19 protein-coding genes are annotated in these 25,352 nt (G+C 50.3%); 3 read left to right on the top strand and 16 right to left on the bottom strand.

What is annotated here, in order from left to right; genetic code table 11:
- Positions 1–236: 236 nt before the first annotated feature.
- From GCWU000342_RS08970 to GCWU000342_RS08920, 12 genes are all read right to left on the bottom strand, one after another.
- The gene (locus tag GCWU000342_RS08970) at positions 237–1,013 is read right to left on the bottom strand and encodes an alpha/beta hydrolase (protein ID WP_006907100.1); all 777 of its coding nucleotides are present in this window, start codon (positions 1,011–1,013) and stop codon (positions 237–239) included.
- 165 nt (positions 1,014–1,178) lie between these two features.
- On the bottom strand, positions 1,179–1,307 hold the full coding sequence (locus GCWU000342_RS10860) for a hypothetical protein (protein ID WP_278081905.1): 129 nt from the start codon (positions 1,305–1,307) through the stop codon (positions 1,179–1,181).
- A 333-nt stretch (positions 1,308–1,640) separates the two neighbouring features.
- A complete protein-coding gene (locus GCWU000342_RS08965; protein ID WP_006907097.1) occupies positions 1,641–1,889 on the bottom strand; it encodes a hypothetical protein in 249 nt (82 codons plus the stop codon).
- A gap of 103 nt (positions 1,890–1,992) precedes the next feature.
- Entirely contained in the window at positions 1,993–3,225 is a 1,233-nt protein-coding gene (locus GCWU000342_RS08960) for an ATP-binding protein (protein ID WP_006907096.1), read from the bottom strand.
- An 807-nt stretch (positions 3,226–4,032) separates the two neighbouring features.
- Positions 4,033–4,347: a TfoX/Sxy family protein gene (locus tag GCWU000342_RS08955; protein ID WP_044960167.1), complete on the bottom strand. Its 315-nt coding sequence runs from the start codon at positions 4,345–4,347 to the stop codon at positions 4,033–4,035.
- Positions 4,348–4,658: 311 nt separating this feature from the next.
- Positions 4,659–5,945, bottom strand: coding sequence for an ATP-binding protein (locus GCWU000342_RS08950; RefSeq protein ID WP_006907093.1), 1,287 nt, complete (start codon positions 5,943–5,945; stop codon positions 4,659–4,661).
- A gap of 505 nt (positions 5,946–6,450) precedes the next feature.
- Positions 6,451–7,467 carry a carbohydrate kinase family protein gene (locus GCWU000342_RS08945; protein ID WP_006907091.1) on the bottom strand — a complete coding sequence of 339 codons (1,017 nt, stop codon included), beginning with the start codon at positions 7,465–7,467 and terminating at the stop codon, positions 6,451–6,453.
- Between the two features lie 117 nt (positions 7,468–7,584).
- Positions 7,585–9,039, bottom strand: a complete 1,455-nt coding sequence (locus GCWU000342_RS08940) for a glycoside hydrolase family 32 protein (RefSeq protein WP_006907090.1) — start codon at positions 9,037–9,039, stop codon at positions 7,585–7,587.
- Entirely contained in the window at positions 9,036–9,875 is an 840-nt protein-coding gene (locus GCWU000342_RS08935; RefSeq protein WP_006907089.1) for a carbohydrate ABC transporter permease, read from the bottom strand. The genes GCWU000342_RS08940 and GCWU000342_RS08935 overlap by 4 nt, the downstream gene beginning before the upstream one ends.
- 12 nt (positions 9,876–9,887) lie before the next feature.
- Positions 9,888–10,760: a carbohydrate ABC transporter permease gene (locus GCWU000342_RS08930; protein WP_006907088.1), complete on the bottom strand. Its 873-nt coding sequence runs from the start codon at positions 10,758–10,760 to the stop codon at positions 9,888–9,890.
- A 167-nt stretch (positions 10,761–10,927) separates the two neighbouring features.
- Entirely contained in the window at positions 10,928–12,238 is a 1,311-nt protein-coding gene (locus GCWU000342_RS08925; protein ID WP_045000986.1) for an ABC transporter substrate-binding protein, read from the bottom strand.
- Positions 12,239–12,260: 22 nt separating this feature from the next.
- The gene (locus GCWU000342_RS08920) at positions 12,261–13,784 is read right to left on the bottom strand and encodes a family 43 glycosylhydrolase (protein ID WP_045000984.1); all 1,524 of its coding nucleotides are present in this window, start codon (positions 13,782–13,784) and stop codon (positions 12,261–12,263) included.
- 200 nt (positions 13,785–13,984) lie between these two features.
- Between GCWU000342_RS08920 and GCWU000342_RS08915 the strand changes: the two genes are divergently transcribed.
- Positions 13,985–15,019 (top strand): LacI family DNA-binding transcriptional regulator, encoded by a 1,035-nt coding sequence (locus GCWU000342_RS08915; RefSeq protein ID WP_006907085.1) that lies wholly within the window; start codon positions 13,985–13,987, stop codon positions 15,017–15,019.
- 360 nt (positions 15,020–15,379) lie between these two features.
- Here GCWU000342_RS08915 and GCWU000342_RS10700 read toward each other — a convergent pair whose 3' ends face one another.
- The 4 genes from GCWU000342_RS10700 to GCWU000342_RS08890 form a co-directional block, all read right to left on the bottom strand.
- Entirely contained in the window at positions 15,380–18,283 is a 2,904-nt protein-coding gene (locus GCWU000342_RS10700) for a hemoblobin-interacting domain-containing protein (protein ID WP_049921712.1), read from the bottom strand.
- A gap of 457 nt (positions 18,284–18,740) precedes the next feature.
- On the bottom strand, positions 18,741–19,631 hold the full coding sequence (locus tag GCWU000342_RS08905; protein ID WP_006907083.1) for a hypothetical protein: 891 nt from the start codon (positions 19,629–19,631) through the stop codon (positions 18,741–18,743).
- A gap of 153 nt (positions 19,632–19,784) precedes the next feature.
- Positions 19,785–21,032: a 2,3-bisphosphoglycerate-independent phosphoglycerate mutase gene (gene apgM, locus GCWU000342_RS08900; protein ID WP_045000982.1), complete on the bottom strand. Its 1,248-nt coding sequence runs from the start codon at positions 21,030–21,032 to the stop codon at positions 19,785–19,787.
- 348 nt (positions 21,033–21,380) lie between these two features.
- Positions 21,381–22,826, bottom strand: a complete 1,446-nt coding sequence (locus tag GCWU000342_RS08890; protein ID WP_044960156.1) for an SLC13 family permease — start codon at positions 22,824–22,826, stop codon at positions 21,381–21,383.
- Between the two features lie 357 nt (positions 22,827–23,183).
- Here GCWU000342_RS08890 and GCWU000342_RS08885 point away from each other — a divergent pair, with 357 nt between their 5' ends.
- Positions 23,184–24,128 (top strand): LysR family transcriptional regulator, encoded by a 945-nt coding sequence (locus GCWU000342_RS08885; protein WP_006907079.1) that lies wholly within the window; start codon positions 23,184–23,186, stop codon positions 24,126–24,128.
- Between the two features lie 157 nt (positions 24,129–24,285).
- A complete protein-coding gene (locus GCWU000342_RS08880; protein WP_049921710.1) occupies positions 24,286–25,215 on the top strand; it encodes a putative ABC transporter permease in 930 nt (309 codons plus the stop codon).
- Positions 25,216–25,352: the final 137 nt, after the last annotated feature.

The following is a 25,352-nucleotide window of genomic DNA, read 5'->3' as shown; positions in this document are numbered from 1 at the left end:
ATAATCTGATGCTATCACACGTTTTTTATCATTAATATGACAATCCTATGGCTCTATGTAGCAATTCTTTAGCTCACGCATACAATATGGACTGAAAGACACGCAAAGTAACTCCCGAAATTCTGCCACAAAAAGTAACCTCCAATCATTAGAATTTTGCTCTAACAATTGGAGGTTCGTTCAACAATCGCAATCCTTCTGTGGATCTCTTTGCTTCCGACAATATTCCTTATATCTTATTGTCCATCCTTCATCCAGAACTCTACCGCCTGATCGATCCAGCCCTCTGCAGACAAGCCTTTTGCTGTTCCGACACCATGGGGCACTCCCGGATAAATATGCGCCTCGTAAGCAATCCCCTGAGCCTTTAAGGCTGCTGCTAATTTTTTTGTGTTTTCCGGCGGCACTGCTTCATCCGCATCCCCGCACCAGACAAATGTGCGCGGATAATTCTGATCGACATTGGTCTGAATACTGTAAGCGAGGGCCTTCTCCTCCGACGCCTTCTTTCCAAGAAGATTTTCCCTAGTTCCGAGGTGCGTCTTCTCCTCTTCCAGAGTAATCACCGGATATGCCAGGATGATGGCAGACGGCTTCGGCAGACCATAGTGAGGATAGCCCATTTTCGTCGTTCCAAAGGATGCCGCCAAATGCCCTCCCGCGGATGATCCCCACACAGAGTAGTCCTCCATGTCCACCATGTATTCCTCTTTGCGTGATATGATCTCCTGTACAGCCCTCGCCAGATCATCCTGTGGATTGGGGTAAAGGGCCTTATCTCTCACACGGTAGTAGACGATAAAGGCTGATATCCCCTTCTTATTCAGTGCCCTCGCAAATGGAACGCCCTCGACGAAACTGCAGACCAGCTGATAGCCCCCGCCGGGACAGATGATTGCGCATTTATGATATTTCCCATCGCGAATCACAAAGCGATCATCTAACACGTATTGATTTTTATGAAAAATATCTCTAACTTTTTGCAGGCGATCAATTTCTATTCTTGTAGACATTTCCTCTTTCCTTCCTATCAGCGTCCGTCCCCTTTGCGTCAATCAATATTCAACCAAGGCTCTTGCATACAGCTTGCATATGATCCGCACGATATAATTCAAATCCATTCCTTCTACATATTCCTCGTATCTTCCCCCGTCGACTCTCTTTCCACCAGCTTCGCCTCAAAACGAAGTTCTTTTATGCTTGTTCTTCTTCTCATCCCTCTCGATCAGGTCAATCAGCTGATCTGCCGCCCGCGCCCCGATCTCAATCCCTGGCAATTCCATGGAAGTCAGAGAACTCTCCAGCATATCTCCCACCCGATGTCCAGTCATACCCAAAACGCAAACGGCAACTTTCACCGGTTTCTTCAAGTAAGAGATTCCGCCTGTTCTTGATATCATCACTCCAACCGGATTAAATATCCAAGTCACTGATATGTATTCTCATACACCCCTCCCATAGCAGAGAGAGAGTTTTGCAAATAGATCATGGATGGTAAGCCTGTTGTCGATCCAGTCATATACCCGGATCTCTTTGCCGTTCGGATTCCTGGCATATGTGTCAACCGGGTATATCCATCTTTCACTCGTCATCTGTGGCAGCTGACCAATCCCGGGTTTTTGATCAGCTGCCGGAATGAATCACTCTAACCCCACATCCTTAGGGTCCAGTGTCACACTGCCATCTTCCAGGACAAAGCAGGGAATCCCCGCATAGCCCATCCTCCTGGCCTCATCGAATTCCGGGCACGTATCTCTTAAGTGCAGAAATGCCTTCAAATGCACGACATGAGCTCCAATATCCACCATGCGAAAATCCTCCCTGCCCCTGATCTGTTCCTCAACTGCCGCACAATCCGGGCAGCTTGGCATGCCGTATACCGTAATCATTGCCTTCTCCTCTCTCTAAGACGGGAAACACTTTCTCATCATGATCACATTATCTATTCTCCACGCCAAGTCTCAAATCTTCTCTTACTGATAAACAGAGCATTCAGATATAGGCGATCGGAAGCGCAAGCAGATTCTCCCTCAGATACATCTTCTCAGGAATCAGGCACAGGATCACTCCCATTCCCCGCTTTCTGTCAGGAATCTTGTCCAGAACCGGGTTCGTCGCCCCCATGGATGCCTTTGGATTTGCTGTCATCTTGATTTCGATAGGATAGAGCACACCATTTTCCTCCAGGATCAAATCAATCTCATTTTCCCGCCTGCTGCTCTTGTCTTTACCACGATAATAAAAGACGCTGAAACGATAGTCCTTCCCCTCATTACTATATGATTTGAGAATTTCCGAGACGACGAAGGTCTCAAACATATTCCCCGCAACAGCCGAGTTCTTCAGTGCATCTGCCGTCAGCCATCTTGTCAAATAGCAGGCCAGGCCTGTATCTCGAAAATAAATCTTAGGGGAACGGATGGTGCGTGTCAGAGCGCTGGCGCTGTAAGGCTGCAAGAGATAGACGATCCCCGTTCGCTCCAGAACCGAGATCCACTTGCGCACCGTCGGTTCACTGACTCCTATCTCACCGGCGATATTGGAATAATTCAAGAGCTCCCCTGTTCTGGCGGCAACCGCCACGAGAAGCTTGGTGAAGGTAATTCCATCCCCGGAGACCAGTTCATTGATATCCCTCTCCAGATATGTGGACACATAGGAGGAATAATACTCCTGCCAATCCCTGTCAATATCATAGAGCTCCGGATATGCGCCCTTGTGGATGATTTCCCAGAGGTCCGGGGAAAGACAGAGTTCTTTCTCTCTCTCCTTCAGATAATCATCTGTTGGGATAAAATGCCTGTTAAATCCCACCCCATGGATTTCACGCAGAGAGAGTCCTGCCAATTCCGTAATGGAAACTCTGCCCGCCAGGGACTCACTCATTCCTTTCATGAGCTCCAGTCCCTGTGATCCGCTCATAATAAAGAGGCCTCGCTCCTCGGAGGCATCTACCCTCTGCTTAATGTCCTCCAGAATACAGCTCTCTTTTTGTACTTCATCAATAAAAAGCGGGCAGGGATGATTCATAAAGAAAAGCCCCGGCTCCTCCCGCGCCTGAAGGCGGGTCAGGCGGTCGTCAAAGCTCGCCTGCTGATACTGGGGAAACTCATGCCTGATCATCGTTGATTTCCCAACTTGCCTTGCACCTGTGATCAAGGCACATTTGCTTGTTGCGACCCGCTCCTTTAAGATCGGTGTGATTGCCCTCTTGATGTATGTCATACCAGCTCCTATGTCTAATTTAAATTTTGATTTTAGTATAGTCGATCTGATTTATTTTTTCAACAGAATAATTCGTCTGATCCAAACTAAAATTTTGAATTAGACGAATTTAACCAGGTATTTATTCTCACATGATATTAAAAACTGTGCAGGAGCGCTTTATCTCCTCAGCCTTTCCGAATCTTACGGATCCCTTTGACAATTTCAGGGACGTACTTTTTAAGCCCCCACTACAACGGCAGCAAAAACTTTACCGCTATTCTTCAGTCAGTCCCCTCTCGTGTCAAGCGAATGACACAAAATATTTTTATAAATCTATGATTGCCTCATTAAGCAAAAAATCCTCTGCTCCAATGTATAAAATACCATCATTATCATGTTTAGGAATAATGTGCTTCCTTACAATCACAATCTTTTTAATATAGATAATAATCTCGTTTAATTATCATATAGCTACCTCTCAAGAATAATTCAGGTGGATTTCCACCTTTTTATTTCGAGTTTTATAATTTCGTTCAAACCCGGAGATGTGTATAAACACTTGAAACAGGTTAAAAGAGAGTGATTTCTCTCTCCCATGCGTCTATTTCCATATGATTTTCTGAACGATGTTCCCCTCACATAGAACAAAGTCAATGTATTTTCCCATTAGCTCCCTTGTAAGCTCATTGTCCTTAACTACCTCATCCTGTCTTTTTGACTGAATAAATCCCTATATGTGGTTGCAAGTAGGACACTGAACATAGAATACGAATATCCGGATAGTTGAGTTACTTTCTTTTCGTTGATTTCATCAGATTGCCTGTCTCATTTAGCTTTCTTGGGTTTCTTTTCGGGCAGTTCTGCATACATACCATCCAGAAGTTCTGTAATCAAATCCGTATCCTCAAATCTGTCGAATACATACATCAATGTCTTTGAACCTTCATAGGGATAACGCAATTCTGAGTCTGCAAGAAGTTTATCAGTTGTCGGCGTTCTCTTTAAAAACAGTTCATTATCACAAATATCACCTATCAGTCTGCCATTGAGGTATACAAGATATCCGCCCATCATGGATTTTATGACAATATCACCTGCTGCAGAAAAAACCTCACGAATAAATTCGTTAAATTCATTCACTATGATTACCTCCTTCAAATTCAAATATTCCTTACTTTATGATAACTCTTTCCCTATTTATCCTCAAAATTTCAGCAATGGCTGATGATTGCCTCGTGGTTTTTTGAATTCCTTCTCGCCCCCAAGCCGATCTTCAGACCGAAATTGTCAACCATGCACCGTCACCTCCTTGTAGTTGGCATGAAAAAGCGCCCTTTCATCGAGAATTTGGTGCAAAAACGTCCGAACTTCTCGGTAAGAGAGTGTGCCTGATGATATGAAAAAGGAGCGGCCCCGAAAGGTCACTCCTTGTAAATATATGAGTTATTTTGTCAGAACAATTCTACACGACCAAGCAGCAGATCGATCAGGTTACAGTGGAAGATGCCGTTGTCGTCATAAAAATTGTGTGGCACATCCATACGGACAATGATCTTTTTGAAAAAGTCCTTGGTAAGCATCAGCGATGACAGCTCTGAGGACTCTTTTTTATCGGTATCCATGCGGAAAGCGGACTGAATATAGATTTTCTTGTCCGCGTCGTTTACCACAAAGTCGATCTCCTTCTGAACCTTACTGTCTCCTGTGCGGTCACAAACCACACCGACATCAACGGAATATCCGCACCGCAAAAGTTCATTGTAAATCATGTTTTCCATGATATGACCGGGATCATACTGGCGGTAATTCATCCGTGCATTCCGAAGCCCGATATCTGTATAGTAGTACTTGTTCGGATACTTAAAGTAGGTCTTTCCCTTGACATCATACCGCTTTGCCATTAAAACGAGGAAAGAGTCGATCATATACTGCACATAATTTGAAACCATTGCAGGATTGACTTTCTCATTTTTCATGGACGAAATGGCGTTTGCAATATTGGTCGGATTTGTCAGCGAACTGATCTGCGAAGCAAGGAAATCCAGAATGTCATTCAGAACATCCTCGCGCTCGATGCCGTTTCGCTCCACGATATCCTTGACGTACAGTTCGCTATAGAGGGAGGTCAGATAATCCTTCTTGTCCTTGTCATCCTCCAGTGCTAAAAGTCTCGGCATACCGCCGTAAAGCATATAGGTATCCAGTGCTTTTCGCTCGTCACCGCCCACGGCAGAATAGAACTCTGCAAATGACAGCGGGAACACATGAATCTGCGTAGCGCGCCCGCGGAACTCAGTGGCAATGTCTTTCGACAACCCTTTGGAATTGCTGCCTGTGACATAAACGTCAAGGTTTTTATATGCCTTGAGTTCGTTCAGCATATCGTAGATGGTAACCTCGATGCCGCCATTTTCCTTGTCCGCCACTTTCGTGGTGAGTTGCACCTCATCAATGAACAGATAAAATTTTTCATCCTTTCTGTCCCGGACGGTGCTTTCTACATATTCGCACAGAGTAATTGGATTTCTGAACTTATAATACCGCCGCTGATCCAGTTCGATTTTCAAAATATGATCTTCCGAAACGTTCTGCGAAAGAAGATACTCGAAAAACAGATCGAAAAGCAGTACGGACTTGCCGCACCTGCGTATACCTGTGATGACTTTTATCTCACTGTTCCACATACTGTGGATCAGTCGGTTTATATAGGAATCTCGTTTAACCATGCGTTTAACCATGCGTTTCACCTCGCACTTATGACGAAACCGTCCAAACTTCTATGTTGGTATATCACGATTTTTGAAAAACATCAAGGTCACAAGACAAATTCACAAAGAAGTTTCGCCGGAAACGGACTAAGTGCGAGGTTAAAATCTCCGATACGTTTCAGATTCCATAGGGGATAATTTCATCAATGGTCAAATTCTGTTTCGGTTTGGAGATGACGTTATACTGTCTGTGGCACTCCCACAAATCCATAAACAGACCGAAAGGCATCAGCCAGAACTCATCCTACGTAAGATGAAGCTGACCGATGCCGTAATATAAAAGCCGGGCAAATCAGCACTTATCTGCCAGAGCTTGGCCCGGACAGTCTCGAGGGCGGCGGCGATATTTTCTATATGAACGGGCGACAAGGGAACCGGGTTTGACTGGTTCGTCAACCAAAGACTGCCCTACTTTATGGTTTTTACGCGACCAAGGCATAAGCATAAAAAAGAGCTGGCACCGGACACCCGATTCCTACTTTTCCCCACAGAGAGCCGTAATTTCCTCCGGCTCCGGCATCATGCGCAGAGCCCCTCTTCTCCTGACAATCAAAGATGCTCCCGCATTGGCTCTCTTAAGCATCCGCTCTAATTCATCAGCCTCAAGATCCTCTAGAAGAACTCCTGTTCCTTCCTCCTGCAATCCGTCCGCTCCAGTATTCTTTTGATCTGCCCTCTCCAGAAGAAAGTTCAGCATAGAACCTGTAAAGGTGTCCCCCGCTCCGGTTGTGTCAACGACCTGATCCGCCGGATAGGGATCGGCGCAGACTACCTGATCTCCGTAATAGGCCCTGCTGCCCTCCTCTCCTAAGGTGACGCAGATCAGCTTCGTATAAAACTGATCCTGCAGAGACCTGGCCGCACGGTCATAGTCCTGCATTCCTGTGATAAATTCGATTTCATTATCGGAAATTTTCAGAACATGGCACTGGCTGATTCCATATAAGATGGCTTCCTTAGCCTCTGCCAGGTCCCTCCAGAGGGGCGGCCGCAGGTTGGGATCAAAGGAAATCAGAGCCTCCGACTCTTTCGCCAGCCCAATGGCCGCCTCCGTCGCCTGCCTGCAGCCCGGGTCTGTCATGGAAAGGGTCCCGAAGTGAAAGATCCGACTCTGCCGGATCAGGTCTTTCCTGACATCCGCGACTGACAGCATCATGTCCGCCCCCGGATTGCGATAAAAGGAAAAGTCCCGGTCCCCGTCGGCCAACTTGTGCACAAAAGCCAGCGTGGTATGAACCTGAGGATCAAAGCAGAGCCCCTCGGTATCAATCCCGCACTCCGCGAGAATCCCTGCCAGCTTCCGGCCGAAGGCGTCCTCGCCCACCTTGCCGATAAACGCCGTCCTGCGCCCATACTTGGCCAGCATGGCCAGCACGTTGCAGGGAGCCCCTCCGGGGTTGGCCTCCAGAAGGGGATTCCCCTGCTCGGAAAGCCCGTTCTCTGTGAAATCAATCAGCAATTCACCCAGGGCTGTTACATCATACTGTTTCATGACAGAATCTCCTCTTCCAGACAGCCTTCCCCTTCTCTTTCATAACAACAGCCTTTCCCTCCTCTCTCATAATCTTATTGTACCCCTTCTAAGGAATCTCCGAACATCTGTTGCGCATCATTCACCCAGATTTTGTACTTCCCTCCCGGGCTCTCGTGCTTCCTCCCAGGACAGACTGCATCCTCCCCCCTTGCTTTCAAGCGAAATCCGCAGGTTGCTCTTTGTCGGATACAGCATTGAAGTAACATGATAGTCTCCCTCGAAAAGACAAATTTCCAGGGCATTCCCATCATAAATTATGTCAAATGGAATCTCCTCTTTGCCCTCGATTTCGGCCTGGTAAATCTTCACTCCACTTCGGCTCCATGGATCTGCCCTGTGATAGTCCCGAATAATATTTCCAAAGAGAAAATCAAGTGTCAGAGATATCATGTGACCGCCATCATCACGAAATGTAAAGGAAATCGAACGAACCGATTTTTTTCGTGAGATCTGACCGTGCAGGTATAGAGATTGTTTCCCCGTGTTCGCGCTCGCGATCTCCAAAGACCCATTCATCGGTATCTTTCTCACACACAGGTCCCCGGTCATCTCTATCGGACGAATTGGCTTCATCTCCAACCGCCCGTCCTTTCTTATCGACAAGAGGCGGGGGCAGGACATGAGTCCCCGATACCCCTCTGTCTCTGACGGACCATGATCCTCAATCCAGGGCATCCACTCCCAGCCCCCCAGCCAGGCGATGGAAAGAAGATGGCCATAGCGATCATGATAGGTCTGTGACGCGTAGTAGTGGGGACCAAAGTCTAGTGTTCCGCTCCCCTCTTTACAGAACAGGCAGTTTTTAAAGCTCAAGGCCCCGACCATGTATACCGTAGGCAGAAAATCCGTCCGATTCATCGGAGATGCAGTGATGATCCATTTCCCATTCAATTCAAAGAGATCCGGGCACTCAAACATCGTCCCCTCTCCATCTTCCCCCTCATAGAGGATCCCGTCATATTCCCAGTGCGTCAGATCTTTGGAATGATAGAGATATATGCGGCCATGGCTCGTCATGTCAGAGGCGCTGCCGCTCGTCCCCCCCACCAGCATCTGCCAGCGATCCTTGTGGAAAATAACCTTGGGATCTCGAAAATCACTGCTGCCGGACGGACTCTCCGGGATAATGGGATTTTTCTGGTATTTCTTGAATTGATACCCGTCGTCTGACCAGGCCAGACATTGCTGAGAACGGATCAGCCCGCTTTCCGCGTCTCTGGCCACGGCCGTATAAAATGCATACAGTCTTCCCTCGTGCTCAATGACTGAGCCTGAGAAACAGCCTCCCCTCTGATCATTCTCATAGATCTCCTCCGGAAACAGGACCGGCTGATACTCCTCCCAGTGAATCAGATCCTGACTCACTGCATGCCCCCAGTGCATTTTATCCCACTGATTACTATGAGGATTGCATTGAAAATAGAGGTGGTATTTCCCGTGAAACCATACCAGGCCATTTGGATCATTGATCCATCCCTTTTGGAGGGCAAAATGCCATCGGGGACGGGTAATACAGGCTTGTTCTCTCATGACTTCACTGCCCCCAATGTCATGCCTGACGTGATCTTCTTATTGAGTCCGAAATAGAGGAGCAGCGTCGGCAAGATAGAAGTCGCTATCGCCGCATAGGTAGCGCCCCAGTCCTTGAGTCCACGGGGGCCGATAAAATCCGTCAGTCCGAGTGATACGGTCTTCAATGCTGTGCTGTTAATGAATACCAGGCTGAAGGTATAGTCATTCCACACCGTGATAAAATTCATGGCGACCACGGTGAGAATCGTATTCAGAGAAAGGGGCATAATAATCTTCGTATAAACCCCATAAATGCTTGATCCGTCGATGATGGCCGCCTCAATCACCTCATCTGGAATAAAACGATAGAAATTCGTGAAAAGCATGATCGAAACCGGCAGCTGAAAGGCCAGAAGAGGCAGGATCACACTGAGTCGGTGATCGATCAGACCAACCCGCGAGAACATGGTAAAGAGCGGAATCAGGGTTACCGCATAGGGAATGGTCAGACCGATCAGAAAATAGCGGTAGATCTTTTTTCTCCCCATGAACTTCATCTTGGCAATGGCAAATGACGCCATAGAGCTCAAAAAAACAATGAATACAAGAGAGATTACGGAGATGATAGCGCTGTTCTTGATATAGGTCAGGACATGACTGCCCTCAAAAATCTTTATAAAGTTCTCCAGGGTCAATTCATGGGGCCAGGAGAAGGGTTCTGTCAGAAGCTCCCGGTTGGAGCGAAAGGCTGCCAGCAGAAGCCAGAGAATCGGATAAGCCTGAATGACCAGGAAGGCGATCATAACAATCCAGTAAAGGCTCTTCTTCGCTCTTTTCCGAAATAAATAGTGCATGCTCTCTCCTCCTTAATCCTCTTCTTCCCGGTCCATGTAGCGGCTGATCAGAAGCACTCCGACGATACTTAAAATGACAATCACCACTGCGATCGCGCTTCCATATCCATAGTCTCTGCTGGTAAATGCCTTCTTATACATGTAGGTTGCAAGAATCTCCGATCTGTGATTGGGGCCTCCCTTTGTCATATTCATCGGCGCCGCAAATCCCCGCAGAGCGCCCACCAGGCTTAAGATGCAGGAGAGCATAATGACATTGGCGATCGATGGAATCCGTATTTTAAAGAGGATCTGCAGCTCCGTCGCCCCATCGATGCGAGCCGCCTCTAAAATATCAGGCGAGACAGACACCAGGGCGGAATAGAAGATAATCATATAAATGCCGATATACTGCCATCCTTCCACCGCGGCGACTGCCGGAAGAACCGACTTGTAATCGCTCAAAAAGGCAATTGGCGCCATCCCCAGAGCCCTGCGGAAAAGATTGAACAGACCCATGGGCTCATAAGAATAAAAGCTGGTGAAGAGTTGGGCGATGGCAATCACCGTGATGACAGAGGGAATATAGTAGACCGTTTGAATAAATCCTCTGCCCTTCTTCAAATAGGTCAGAAGAACTGCGATCGTAAAGCCAATGCCAAGCTGCATGACCATGACGATCACCACATAGATCATGTTGTTGAAAAATGCCCTGCGAAAGATTTCATCCCCAAAGAGCTTTCTGAAATTCTCCAGACCGACAAAGACCTTGTCACCGAGCCCATCCCAGTGCAGGAGGCTGTAGTAAGCTGATCCTAAGATCGGGACCATCACCATCACAGTATAGAGAACCAGGGCCGGAACCAGAAAGAGCGCGATTGCCTTTTTATCTCGTAAAACCTTCATAAATTACCAACTCTCATAACAGATCAGCCGCCTCTGATCCTATCCTCGCAGGCGGCTGATCTCAGTCATTCTATTGTCCGCAAGAATCGAATCTTTACAAGTCATCTATCTTGCGATTGATCACAATCTTGCATCCACAAAAAAAATTGCCCTGCATAACGCGATTGCTATTTCCCGGTGTTTTCCGCCAGGGACTCATCCACTGCCTTCTCAAACGCCTCCGGGGTCTCTTCTCCCATACAAAGCCCGGGAAGATTACTGTTAATTGTCGCTACCACATCCTCTTTCAGGACGACATCCCAGGGACGGGCAGACGTCTCCCCGATCTTCTGCGTATCCTCCATCACCTTGAGGAAAAGGGGGTCAAACTTGCTCTTATCGTCCGCATTCACCTTCTGCGGCGCTAAATGCTGATGGGCGAAATAAGCGGAACTGTAATTCTTGACCACATAGGTCAGATAGTCTTTATACTCCTGGTCAAAGGCATTGGGATTCACAGAGAGCCCGATTCCTCCGAAGGCCCAGTATTCATTGCTCTGCGTCTTGGCATCCTTGATCGTCGGCATGTAGAAATAATCGACATTCAGATCCTTTGGTCTCTTGGCATCTGTAAAATAGTTGAGTTCCCAGGTTCCGGTCGGATACATGGCGCATTTCCCGCTCAAAAAGAGATTCAGGCCTGTTGCCACATCTGTTGTTGAAAAACCGGGCTGGAAATACTGGCCTATCTGTGCCATAAACTCACTTGCCGCCTTTCCCTCCGGGTCGCTCATCTTAGCCTGGCCAGCTGCCAGCTTCTGCAAATAATCATTCCCGCTCATACGGAAGGGGTAGGTGGCCAGAAGGCGAAGCAGGGGCCATCCATCACCGCCGCCGATTCCAAAAGGCGTATACCCTTTGGCTTTCAGAGTCTTACAGGCCTCAAGCATTTCGTCCAGGGTTTTTGGCGGGGTCACACCTGCTTCCTTGAACATATCGGTATTGTACCAGATCATTTCTGTGGAGAACTCCAACGGCAGAGTATAGAGCTTTCCATCTGTCGTTCTCCCGTAATTCAGAGCCAGAGGAATATAACTGTCCTTCTCCTTGATCTCGTCCAGGAAGGCATCCATGTCGGTCAGTTTGCCCTGTTCCCCCAGCTCCTTTGCGTATGGCGTTGCGTCCAGATCAAACATATCCGGCATCTGCCCGCCCGCAATCATGGTGTGCAGCTTCTGGTCATATGAGGAGCGATCCGCGTTGCTGTCGACCACCAGCTTAATCTTGCCTCCCTGCTTGTTATATGCCTCTGTCACCTCCTGCAGGGCAACCATGGTGTCATCCGAAGCGGCTCGGGATGCGAAATAGTGAATTTCTCTCATGCCGGATTCGTCGGTCTTCTTCTGACTGTTGCCTCCCTTTGAGCCGCCGCAACCGCTCAACAGCATTGTTGCGGCAAGCCCCATCGCTCCGATTTTTCTCAGTTTTCTTCTTAACATTCTCTCCTCCTTTTTCATTGTCTCAGAATGTATCTCTATGGATTTCTCTTGCCGTTAAGCGCACATTCTCAATCTGAATTCCTCCGTCATCTACAAAGAAACCCCAATGGCTTCGCCCGCTCTCATAAGCGCGCATGGTCAGCGCCAATGAGTCATTGACATAGAGACAGAGAATACTTCCCTCTGCGATCAGACACAGGTGCAGCCGCCGATTTTGTAGCTTACTGAAATCCAAAGGCCGTTCCAGCTCAACCAGAAAGGCCTTGTCCCCATCGATGTACCACTGGTTGACGCCGGCGATCCGCCGGGGCCACATGTCTGCAACAAGCCGGTTATAAAAAGGCTCCAGGCGGAAGTAATAGCCCTTTTCCATTTTCTCATCTTGCCGGACCGCCAGGCCAAATGCCCTCGTTCCCTCTTCATAAATCAGGTCCGCTTCGATCATGCAGTCCTCTTCCATACCGTCAAAGATCAAATTCTTCTTTCCCTGGATATTACGAAGCTCCAGCTTTGAGCCGCCTCTCCGATACTCTCCTTTATCCTCTGTCTCTTTTCCTCCTTCCTCAGGTTCTGGCCCGCAGAGAATCAGTCTCGCCTCGAATGCTTCCCGCACCGCTCTCGGCGGTGAAACCGATAATCTTCCGTCCGCCTCCTGTTTCAGCTGATGCATCAGAAGGGTTCCACCCCACTCGTACTGACCGAAATCACTTCCCCCCCGCCTGGTCGGCACCCAGGCAAATGCCCATCGCCTTCCCTTTGTCTCCGCCGTTTTCGCCGCGTAGAAGGCCCGACCATCGAAAGTATCTTCCACCGGAGCCGTCCAGGGACCTCCAAGCGAATCCGCCACCCGATAATGTGTGACAAATTTCTCCGAAAAAGTGGAGTAAACCAGATACCACTTGCCCCCCATCCGAAAGAGGTCCGGACATTCATGGGTCATATAAGACTCAGGGTGATAGAAGGGCTCTGCCGCCTGCCAGTGAATCAGGTCTTTTGAGTGGCAGAGCCCCACGCAGCCTCCGTTCTTATCCCCCGCTCCCTTCAGCCGTGCCGCTAGCAGCATGTTATAGCAGTCTTCCTCCCCGTTGTAGAAGACGAATGGGTCTCGCCAATCAAAGGGTTCATAAATACTCTCATCCGCCCCGAAGATCGCCGACGGATCCTTCTCCCAGTGAATCAAATCCTCGCTTATCGCATGGGCCACGAATTGAAGGGGTCTGCCGTCTCTGTGGTAGATCGGATTGTAATTATTCTGCGCCGTATAAAAGAGATGAAAGCGGCCATCCTTTCCCGCAATTACGGAACCTGTATAACAGGCGTAATCCGCATCCTCATATCCTCCAACCGGGAGGACAATTCCCTTGTCCTCAAAGTGAACCCCGTCCTCCGTGATCAGAAGATTCCAACTGGTTCTGTAGCCGTACTCATCTTCGCTGTGCCCTTTTCGCTCATCGTGCAGATAAAAAATATAGAACTTCCCATCGTGAGCAAAGGGAATGGTATCTCCGACCCATCCGCCCTCAGGCTGGTAGAAAACTCCGCTCATAAAAATCTCTCTTTCTCTTTGGACTGACTTTATCCTAACCGCTTCCATTCCCTTTGAATATGCGCAAATCGAATAGATTTTCAAAAAATGATGTTGCACTCTGTCGTTTTCTTGCATTTTCATTGGAAATATACGATGATTTTCATGGTTTTCATTATTTCCGCTCCCGTTTTCATTTCATTGTTTTTGGAAGGAGTCCTATGGTTACCATTCACGATGTGGCGGATGCCGCCGGTGTCTCTATCTCCACAGTCTCAAGAGTCATGAATCAGAGTCCTTCCGTCTCTAAAAAAACTCAAAAACGCGTTCTTGAAGTCATCCGAAAGCTTGGCTATGTCCCCAATGCCGCCGCCAGCAAGGCCGCTCACAAACACAATAAATATATCGGCGTCCTCTTCCCCGACATCTCCAACCAGGTCTTCGGACGAATTCTTCAGGGAATCAACAGCGTCTTAGCTCCTCTCGGCTACAACATCATCATCTGTGAGACCAACGGTGAACTGGATAAGGAGATTCATTTTCTCAACATCCTGAAGGAAAAACAGGTGGAAGGTTATATCATGGCCAGCGTCACGATCCCCCAGGATCATCTCATGTGGATCCACAAAAACCGCCGTCCCCTGGTCTATGTCTGCCAGGATCTCCCCAAATTTGACCTAAAGGTTCCCGCCAGTTCTGTCAATATGGATAACAAGCAGGCCATTTGTGATATGGTACATTTTCTCTATCACATGGGCCACCACGATATCGCCTTCATCGGCGGCCCGCTCAGCGACCCATCCGCGGGAAAATGCCGCTATGACGGTTACATGAAGGGGATGAAGGAATGCCGCCTGCAAATCCGCCAGGACATCATCAGCTTTCAGGAGGCCTTCGGCATCCATGACGGATACCAGGGCATGCATGAGATCTATGAACACGCCATGCTTCTTCCGACTTCTGTCCTATGCGCCTGCGACAACATGGCAGTCGGCGCCATTGACTTCATGTATGACAATTCCATCCAGGTCCCCCGGCAGGTCTCTGTAACCGGGGTCGATGACTCCAGTTTGGCAGCCTGCATTCGTCCCTCGCTGACAACCATCCGCCACGCGACCAACGATAGCGGCGTCAAGGCCGCGCAGCTCCTGCTCGAATATATTGCCAATCCTGACTTTGCGGGCACTGCCTTCAAGACGCCCTACCAGCTTCTTCGCAGGCAGAGCGTCCGTCAGCTGATGGATGGATCAAAGTAGGATATATGCTCCGCCTGCCGTCAGAATATATGCCCCGCAAACCTTCAGAATAAATATCCCGCAAGCCTTCAATGACCATAAAAGAGCGAGGACCTGTCATACAGACAAATCCTCGCTCCTTACTTCCTCTTCCAAACCGCGGATCTCATTAAAAACCATGCCCGCGTTTTACCCTTATACGGCAGCTCTTGGGGCCTTGGAGCCTTGAGCTCTTATTCCCTTGATCTCTTAGTTCTCTTGATCCCTTGGTTCTCTTGATCGCTTGGTTCTCTTGATCCCTTATGCGCTTACACTCTTATGCTCTTGATTTCTTGGCCTCTCGCCCTCTTGATATCTTAATCCCTTATACTCTTGGCTTCTTTACTTCTCATTCCTTCTGCGCTTGATAATCGCAAGACGAACCCACGTCAGAAGACTGCCTGCAAGCAGGGCGACAGCGATTCCGATCAGAAGCGACTGTTCGTCGCCTGTCTTTGCGGCCGTCACCTCCTGCCTCATTGAATTCTGCCGGTTCTGGGCAGACTTCCGAGACTTGTCCGTCTTTTGACTGCCAAGCGCCGTCTTCTGATCTGATACAGACTTACCATTTGCTCTAATCCGCGCGCTTGCCTGATCCTGCTTCTTAATCCCTGAATCTTCTGTCTCCGGCCTTCTCAGATTCTCTCTCCCGGAGTCGTCTGTCTTGGGCTTCTCTTTTCCCTGATTCTCTCTCCCGGAGTCATCCGCCCCCGGCTTCTTTTGCTCGTCCGTCTCAGGCTTTTCCGGACCCGGCTTCTTTGGATTCGGATCCTCTTCCTCGGAATCCTGTGGCTTTACCTCCCGCGTCTGATACAGATCCATTGCCGGCGTCGGGTCGATTCCTGTCCTCCAGTAAAGCTTCAGCAGAGGATCGTCTGCACCAATCGCCTCGCTCTGAATCCCGTTCCTTATGTGCTGTCTGGGACTGGTCACCTTCACCTCTCCGGCGATTGCCTTGCCCGGATTGGAATTTCTCAGCTTGCTGGCATTTGCTCCCTGCAGGAAAGCCTCAGCTGTCTCAATGCTCCCCTTTCCGCTAATGGCGTTCCCGCCATCGCCCCAGAGGACATCGCCGCCGATCGCTATCACTTTCCCCTTGCCGTCGATCTTGCTTCCTTCCTCTAATTCAATGGCGTTTCCTCCCTTTGCGTTCAGAAGAACCTTTCCGGCTCCGCCGTAAGCGGCCAGCTGTGCCCCGTCCTCCAGATGGAGCCTGCCCTTCACACGCAGAGCAGTCTGTCCTCGGTCACTTCCCGCTTCATCTCCCCTGATAAATACCTGTCCCTTTACTGTGACATTTCCACTCGTCGTCACGACCGGCTCCGCGGTCGTGCGATCCGTCCGGCTTCCATTGGCCAGGTAATTCGCATTAGAATAAATAGCCGCGTTCTCGAGGATCGCTCCGTCTGCCAGGCGAAGCTGTCCGCAGATGGATGCCCCTGTCGTGAATTTCCCCGCGAAGGAATCATAATTCATGGAGAATTTTCCCCCGTCCTGCACATCGATGATTCCCTGAACCGTGGAGTCTGACAGGGTCAGTTTGCCCCCCTTCTCAACGACGATGCGGACACTGCTCAAGATCTTCATATTTTTCAGGGTCAGATCGCAGCCGGCGGGAATATAGAGGGTCTGCGGAATCCTTCCCTGCTCCACATCTTCCCAGGCGATATCATAGCCGAGCACCCCATAGGTTCCACTCTCATGGGAACCGAACCAGACCTCAAGCTTAGCCGGTACTCGAACCGCATTGTCCTGTCCGGACACATTGCTTCCGAACTCCCGGATCGCCCAGGGCTCCATGATATCCCAGGCCATCAGGCCGTTGGCATATTTTTTGAGATTTTCCTCCTTCAGCTGATCCGCCAGCTTCTCCTGTCCCGAATATACTGTGAAGGGGAGGCTGTTGCTGACTGCCACCCGCCCCTGCCGGTCTGCTACCGAGACAGAAATCAGATAGCGACCCGGATCCTTCGGCGTTCCACTCAGGGTCAGACTGCTGGACAGGGTCAGGTAACGTCCCTCCATCCCGCTCTGGCTTCCCGCCGCAGTACCGCTGGCCGTATCCGGCACAAGATTTACCCTGCACTGGCCGGGATCCAGCTGGATTTTCGAAGTATGATCCAGTTCTTCCCAGTCCTGGTCTTTCGGCTCCTGCCCCTTCTTGACCAGGGCTCCATAGACCTTGACATTGCTGTTCTTGTTCTGGGATGCTCCGCTGAGACTGGCGCTTGTCACACCGTCATAGTTCTTCTGCCCCTTGATGGCTGCCTCGAAAGAGCCCTGCAGCTTAACCCTGAGTTCATAGGGATCGCCCTGCTGATCGTCCTCAGCCAGGCTGGCATTCCCATCAGCATCGATAAGGAACTTGAAGCTCAGATCCTCATAGCCCTCCGCCTTAACGCGGACGCTGTCTCCGCTTTTTAAAATAGGAATGGTCTGCGCGGCGCTGAAATCCTGGGCGGCGAAAATCAGCTGATTTGTCTCAGCCTTTTTCTGGTATCTTCCTCCCATATTGGGACTGTATGGATTCTCCGTCCATACTTTTCCGTTGACAGAGACCTCCTTTACCTTGGCAACATAAGCATCCGCGTCCGAGACCGTGATCTTCCAGGTGCTGCCCCAGAGACCCAGGCTGAGCTTCAGCTGACTCAGATTGATCTTGCCTGCCGTGTTTCCGCCGCCAGACTGGTTCCCGCTTCCAGACTGGTTCCCACTTCCGGACTGGCTCCCGCTTCCGGACTGATTTCCACTTCCGGACTGGCCTCCGCCACCCGACTGGCTCCCGCTTCCCGACTGGCTCCCACTCTCCTTTTCTACCGTCGCCTTATATTCATAAGGGTAAACGGCGGCATTCTTCTCTACCTTGACCTTTATTGTCTGGTAGCCCTTTGCCTTGATCGTGATTTGGGCCGGATAATCCGGGTTGACCAGCTTCAGCGCCTGGTAACTCCCATAGGCTCCTGTGACCTCCGTCACCTGCCAGACCTTCTCAGACGTCCCCCAGCTGATCGTTCCCTTCACATATTTACTGCCGTCAACCGTCAACTCCTCGATCTGATTCATCCAGTTCTGATCTGTAAATTCCAGATTCAAAGTCTCCGGCATAAACCCGCTGACGGTAGCGCTCTTGACCTCACTCGGTCCCTCTTGCTTCTCTGCCGCCGACACAGGCAAAAAGCAGCTTGTCATGACAAGCAGAGCGGACGCCAGCAAGCTTCCTCCCCTTGTGATCATGGCTTTTTTCACGTTTTTCTCCCTTCTTCCGTTTCCGATTCGTCTTCTGACGACTCATTTCCTCGCGTTTGAAGCATTCACTGAATCAATGTGTTGTTAGTAAAAACTAACTTTTCATCGAAAATAGTAATCGTTTACCCCGGTCCTTGTCAATTCCCCTCTCGCAACTTTACAGATTTTGACAGCGGCCCGATATAAGGAAGTGAGCTCCGGCCAAACACAGTATTAGAGCGGGTTCCCAAAGGACCCCGCCCCAACATTTGATATAAAACAAAAACACCAACCTACGTTGACAATAAAGGAAAGACGATACTTGACCGGACATTCTACCAGAAAAACTTAAAAACCCCTCCCACCGTCTGGTGGGAGGGGGTATATCATTCAGCGTTGATTCATGACAATAGAGAATGCTCAAAAAACATATATTCCATTGTCCATCTGTAGCCTGACAAGATACAGGATGATTTTCTTAATATCCGCCGTAGGAGTAGGTTCCCCACTTCTTCAGCAGCGTTCTGATATTGCCGCCGAATCTGCGATTGACCTGCTTGGTCAGAAAAGCCTGGTGGCTGGCATGGCTGTCGACTCCCGCATAACCGGAGCTCGTCTGCCCGAAGCCCTTGCCCTCAATGGTGTGAATGACCCAGGTGGCCTCCTCGACAGAGAGAGAATCAATCAGGCTGTCCAGTCCGGTTGACTTGTGGTAGGCGGATCCCCTTCTATGTCCCGGAATGGCCAGAAGCAGTCTTGCCACCTCGCGGGCATTGGCGCTTCCCGTCATGACGAGAAGTCCGTCAGAACCGAAGTAGGGGCTGACCGTGCTGACTTCCACTGAGTCCGTTTCCTGAGATGTGCTCTCGCTTGCAGCCTCTTCCGTCTGTGTACTTACAGTCTGCTCGGCTGCAGCTGCCTGAGCCTTCTTCATCGCCCTGCTCTTGGCCGCTTTTGTCTTGGTCTCCTCAGCTGCCTTTGCCTTGGCTTCTTCCTCGGCCGCCTTCGCATTGGCCTCGTCGGCCTTCTGCTTAGCCTCGGCAATCGTCTTGTCGCCGGTCTGTGCCAGGGACTCTGCCGCCTTGGCCGTCAGCTGGCCCGAAAGACTCGCTGCATCTGTCTGTGCTTCATTCTCGGAAACACCCACCAGGTCTACCTGCTCCTGGCTGACACTGGCTGTCGTAGCCTGGGCAGAAACCATTGCCTCAGACGCCGAATCGCCGGTACTTCCCATTGTCTGCAGGGACATGGCGCCGGAGAATACTGTTGTCGCAACCAGCAGGCCGATTGCCAGACGATTCTGCAGTCTGTGATTGGCCAGTGACTGGCGCAGGTCCTTGACTTTGTTTTTTACATTTTTGTTATCCATGGATCTTATTATTACATAAATGTTACAAATGTCAAGTCTGTCTGAAACATTTTTGTGAAGACTTAGTGAAGGCGCTTATGCGCACACTCCCTCCTATCCCCTCCATGAACCGCAAGGCGGATCCTCCGGTTTCAATTTCCCCATTCCCTTCCTTCAGTTCCCCTGCTTGGGAGAGACCTCCAGATAGTCAAGAAGCGTCGCCTGAAAATCTGCCCCCTTCATGCGGCAAAGAGCGCCCGCGGCGCAGGAGATCTCGTCATATTTCAAAACCGCGTCCCGCCTGATATTCACTCCAGAAATAACGACGGGTACAGGATCTCCGCTGTGCTCTCTTCGCTCGCAGGGCGTCGAATGATCCGCGGCGAGCGCAATGATGACATTTCCCAGATCCTCCCTGGCGGCGATCAATTGCTCGACACAGGCGAGCATGTGGTCATATTTCTCGATTGCCTGCACCTTCCCTGACGGACGATTGTCATGTCCCATCAGATCTGTCGCCTTATAGTGAAGCGCGACAAAGTCATGGTCTTTCAGCGCCCCCACTGCCATGCCGGCCTTCTTTTCCACATCTGTGTCCAGGTTCCCCGTGAAGCTGCTGTCGGTCATGACATCAAAACCCGCGAGTCTGGCGACACCTAAAACCGTGCTCTCCGCCGCGACACAGGCCGCGGTATAGTGAAGAGCTTCTGTGACCTTCTGGATCGCGGGCATCTTACCCGCTCCTCTGGTCAGGATTGCGTTGGCTGCCAGCTGTCCGGCGGCAAGGCGCTTTTGATTCAGAGCGTGCCCGCCCAAAATCTCGTGCGCTCTTATGAGAAACTGATTCAAGACCTCCGCTGTAAATGCCGCCTCCTTGGACCCGTCGAGAGCCCGGGCAAAGTTGATCCTATGATCCTCGACCTTGGGATCCGTATCAGAAATGCGGTCTGACAGGCCCTCTCCGCGGAGGACCAGAACCGCGCGGTGCTCTGTAGCCTCTTTAAAAAGGATCTGAACCCCATCGATCTCCAGTCCGTTCAAGGCCCGCGCCAGCTCCCCGGTCCCCTCGCGAATCCGTCCCGCCCGCCGGTCTTTGACGAGGAAATCCCCGTCGACGCTGGCGAAATTACAGCGGAGCGCGACATCTCCAGGCAGGAGCTCTACCCCCTCTCCAAAGGCTTCGATCGGACCTCGCCCCGGGTAGTCCTTCAGGTCATATCCCCCCAGGAGAATCATATGCCCGAAATCCGTCCCCACCGGCACGCCCGCCCGGTAAAGGTCTACGATTCCGCAGGATCCCTTCTCAGCCAGCCGGTCCAGGTGCGGCGTGTTGGCATATTGCAGCGGCGTTTTCCCGTCAAGGCTCGGACAGGGCCGATCTCCCAGACCGTCTGCAATCGCCAGAAGAATTTTATTCTTCATAATAAAAAGTTCCTTTCCTGTCAAGCATTCTGCATTCCAATCATTCCAGATTTCAGCCGAACAATTATCCAAAGACTCAGTCGGGTAATCTTTCCAGGCCTCAGCCGAATCATCACCCCAAACCTCGGCCAAATCATCATTTCATATTTCGGTTGAGCAATCGTTTCATACTTCAGACGTACGATCATCCAAAGCTTCAGTAAAATCATCATTCTAAACTTTGACCGGGCAATCATTCCAAACCCCAGCCTCCATAATGCGATCTGACCTCAGCCCTCAAAATACTCTCTTGCCCTATGAAGTCTATGATTTAATTCCACGGACACAAGCCCTTTTTCACAGACCCTTTTACAGGACAAATCGAATCCAGGCAAAATATACCAGACACAGGGCGCATGCCTCAATGAAGCAGGCGATGACTCCGTAGAGCAGCTCGTCCTTGACTTCAAAGTAACCGGTCCCGAAATAGAGCGCGTTCACCTTGGAATGGGGCGGCAGCGTTATGGTACAGGAAATGCCGAAGGAACAAACCAGGGCAAGAGCTGCCGCGTCCATCCCCAATCCCTTGGCCAGAGTGATGATCGCGGGAATCAGGATAGTGGTGCGAACGGTCTTACTGGTGAAAATCAGATGGCTGAATACCGTGATGAAAATAAGGGCGATCGCGACCATCGACGGGGCCAGGTGATTCAGGCCTGTCGCATTGATCAGGCGGTCAATCATCCAGCTCGCGGCCTTGGAATCGTCCAGCGCGCTGCCGACGGCATATGCCCCGGCGGAGAAAATCATCAGATCCCACTTGATATTCGCCTCCTTCCATTTAATGACGCCGATTCCCGGCATCAAACAGAGGAGCATACTGAGTACGGCGGTCTGCTCTGTGCTGATCGCAAATCCGAACCAGCTCTTCTGATAATCTCCGGTCGCCCACAGAAGCAGGGTGATCAGGAAAATAACCGCGGCCCGCTTTTCTTTTGCGCTCATCGGCCCGAGATCCGCAAGCTGTTGTTTCAGCGAGGCAACCGCGTCGGACATATTTCCAGAGAACTCATCCCTGTAGCGATAGAGGCGGATCCCGATCAAAAAGACAATGACTGTCGTGATGATCGCCTGTGGGAGAGAACCGATCAGCCACTGCATATATCCGATGTGCGCGCCGGTCTGCTCATTGATAAAACCGACGGCAAGTACCTGGGCGCTGGTCGCCGTCATAACGACGGATGTTGCGAAGGCATTGTTTTGAACTCCCTGTAAGGCCAGGAGCTTTCCGAACCTGCTCTTTCCGGGCGTCGCCTTGTACACCTCCAGAATTACCAGGGCGATCGGAATGATCAGAGAGGCTCTCGCTGTCGTGGACGGCACGAAGAAGGCCAGAATATAATTCACCAGGACAAAGACTAGCAGGGTCTGTGTCGGCGTCTTGGCAAATCTTGTGATCAAAAACAGGGCGATCCGTTTCCCCAGATTGGATGCGCTCATGGCGGAAGTCAGCACGAAGGCGGCGACCATCAGCCAGATGATGTCTTTCCCAAGCATTCCGAACGCGTAGGACTGCTTCTCCACAACGCCCAGCAGGGGAAGGAGCAGGACAACGGCAATCGATGTCAGATAGATCGGAATCGGGCGGGCAATCCACATGATCAGCGCAAATGTGAACAGGGCCAGTGCCTTTTGTCCGACCACAGTCATCCCCTGCGGACAGGGCATGAGCATCAGCGCAAGCAGCGCGGCAACGGCCAGGCAGGCCCCGATCACCTGGCCCCGGCTTATCTTATTAGATTTTTCTTTACTCATAAACTTCTCCTGAAATATTGTTTTCCCTCTTGAGGAGCTCCTGAAAAAGTTCATGCATGCATTTCTTATGATTGATTCTATGGGATGAGATAAGGTGAATCAAATTAAATTATATTTGTCGATCAATAACGATCTGTTATAATTTTGTAAGCAATCTAATTTGAAATGTCGGTCTGAGCATCAAATTCTGGATATTGAATCCCGGATATTGATTTCCAAGTATTAAATTACGAATATTAAATCCTGGATATTGATTTCTGGGCATCAAATTCCAAAGATCAAATCCTGAATAATAAATTCCGGATATCGACTCAAATGGCTCCCGACAAATCAGGAAGGCGCATCTGGTGACGTAAAATGGATATAACCAAGCTGAATTCATTCATCGTTCTCGCAAAAAAGGGGAATTTTGCCAGAGCATCAGAGTTACTTTACATTTCCCAGCCGGCTCTGAGCAAGCGGATTCAGTCCCTTGAAGAAGAGCTTGGCGTTCCCCTCTTCAACCGAATCGGTTCCAGGAGCTATCTCACGGTGGAAGGGCAGAACTTCCTTCGCTATGCCCAGCAGATGGTCTCGACATATAACCTCGCCGTTGAGGATTTGCGTCAGATCAACGGACTGGAGACCGGCACCCTGAATTTCGGAGCGACCAATTTTATCGGCGTCTATATCATGCCCTCCTTTATTTCCCGCTTTCACAAGAAATATCCCAAAATTCATATCAACATGATTATCAACAATTCCAGAACGATCCTGGATATGCTCCATAAGAACCAGCTTGAGTTTGCCGCGATCTCTGATTATATTCTCCGGGATAAGACTTCCAGAGACCAATATCTCAGCTGTCCCTTTGTGAAGGACCGCCTCAAGCTAGTCGTGGGCAATGCTCATCCACTCTTCTCCCGGGGTCACTGTTCCCTGAAGGATGTGGAAAATGAGCTCTACATCTCAAAGACAAAGTATTCCTCACAGAATCAATTCCTGGAGGAAATCTTTCAAAGGCATTCCTTTGACTTTAAAAACCGCATGGTTATCAGCAACCAGGAAGCAGTGAAGGAATGCGTGATCAATAACATCGGAGTCTCGATTCTATCCACGCGCTCCGTGACCCAGGAGGTCCTCCATCAGAGACTCGCGACCCTGTCCTTTGATGAATTTGAAATCGAGAGGAATATCCAGTACACCTGTCTGAAGGACCGTCATCTGACCCCGGCGGCCCGGATATTTCTTGATTTCCTGCGTCAGCCCATGCCTGAGCCAAAAGATTCGGATCAATCAGAATCAAACATCGAAGTAGTTTAAACTCAGAATAAGCTATCCATGCGATTGAAGCTCAGAATGCAAATCCGTGCGATTTGAACTCCGAATGAACCATCCATCCGATTGAAATTCAAAATAAATATCCGAGCGATTGAAATTCAGAATATAATATCCATGTGATTCAAATGAGGTAGACTTTATGATCCTGGCTTCTTACTTTAACAAGTTCATGTTCTTTTCCTTCATCGGCTGGCTCTATGAGTGCAGCTACTGCACCATCCGAAACCGCCACTGGGACAACCGGGGCTTCCTCTACGGCCCCATCTGCCCCATCTATGGCTTTGGCGCAATCCTCTGCCTCTTCCTCTTCGGGGACCTTCCCCTTTATCTGATTCAGACCAATCGCCTGCAGCTGCCGCTCGCTGACAACGGCCTGGCCCAGATTCCCCTCTGGCAGATCTTCCTGATCTGCATGGTCGGCTCCGCCATCATGGAATATCTGACCTCCTATCTCCTGGAAAAGCTCTTTCACGCGGTCTGGTGGGATTACAGCCATGTCCCCCTGAATCTTCACGGCCGCATCTGCCTTCCTGCCTCCATCGGCTTCGGCCTGGCCGGCGTCGTAATCAGCAAATGGGTCATCCCCCTGGCCATGGAAGTGCCGGATCGGGAACACCCCCTGACGACCATCGTCCTGGCCCTGCTCCTGGCCTTTTATCTGGGGATGGATTCCGGCCTGACCATCGAATCGCTGATTCAGCTGACCCATCGTCTGGACCTCCTCCAGGAGTCCTTTGACAACCGCATGGAATCCACGGTACAGATCGCCTCTTTGGGACCCGGGGCTATTGCTGTCGCCGCCGGCTCCGCGGCCAGAGAAGCGGCCTTAAACGCCAGGGAAAACCTGTCTGAAGCTGCCGCCATGATACGGGAATCCGCTGCCAGACAGGCCCTTCCCCTGAAAAACAATCTGTCTGAGATCGGTCCCCGCATGACCCGGCGGGAGCGCTATCATCTGCACGCCATTCGCAGCTACCGCGGCCGCAGGCCGGACCCGGACTCCGCCAAACGGGCAGGCAACGCCTTTCGCCGCCTGCAGGACCGCATTAACCGCAGGGCAAGGCAATAAGTCCGGTTCCCTGATTTGGCCCTTCCTCCTTCCCTGACCCGGGAGAAAGAGGAAAGGGTTAACCTGTGGCAATCGGCCTGATGGCAAATAGTGAAAGCCATGGTTTTAAGCTTTAGAAAACTCTTGCCAGGCTGACA

The organism is Shuttleworthella satelles DSM 14600 (genome assembly GCF_000160115.1).
Classification (GTDB): domain Bacteria; phylum Bacillota; class Clostridia; order Lachnospirales; family Lachnospiraceae; genus Shuttleworthia; species Shuttleworthia satelles.
The sequence above is the reverse complement of the archived record's forward strand: the minus strand, read 5'-3'. Positions and strand labels throughout refer to the sequence as shown.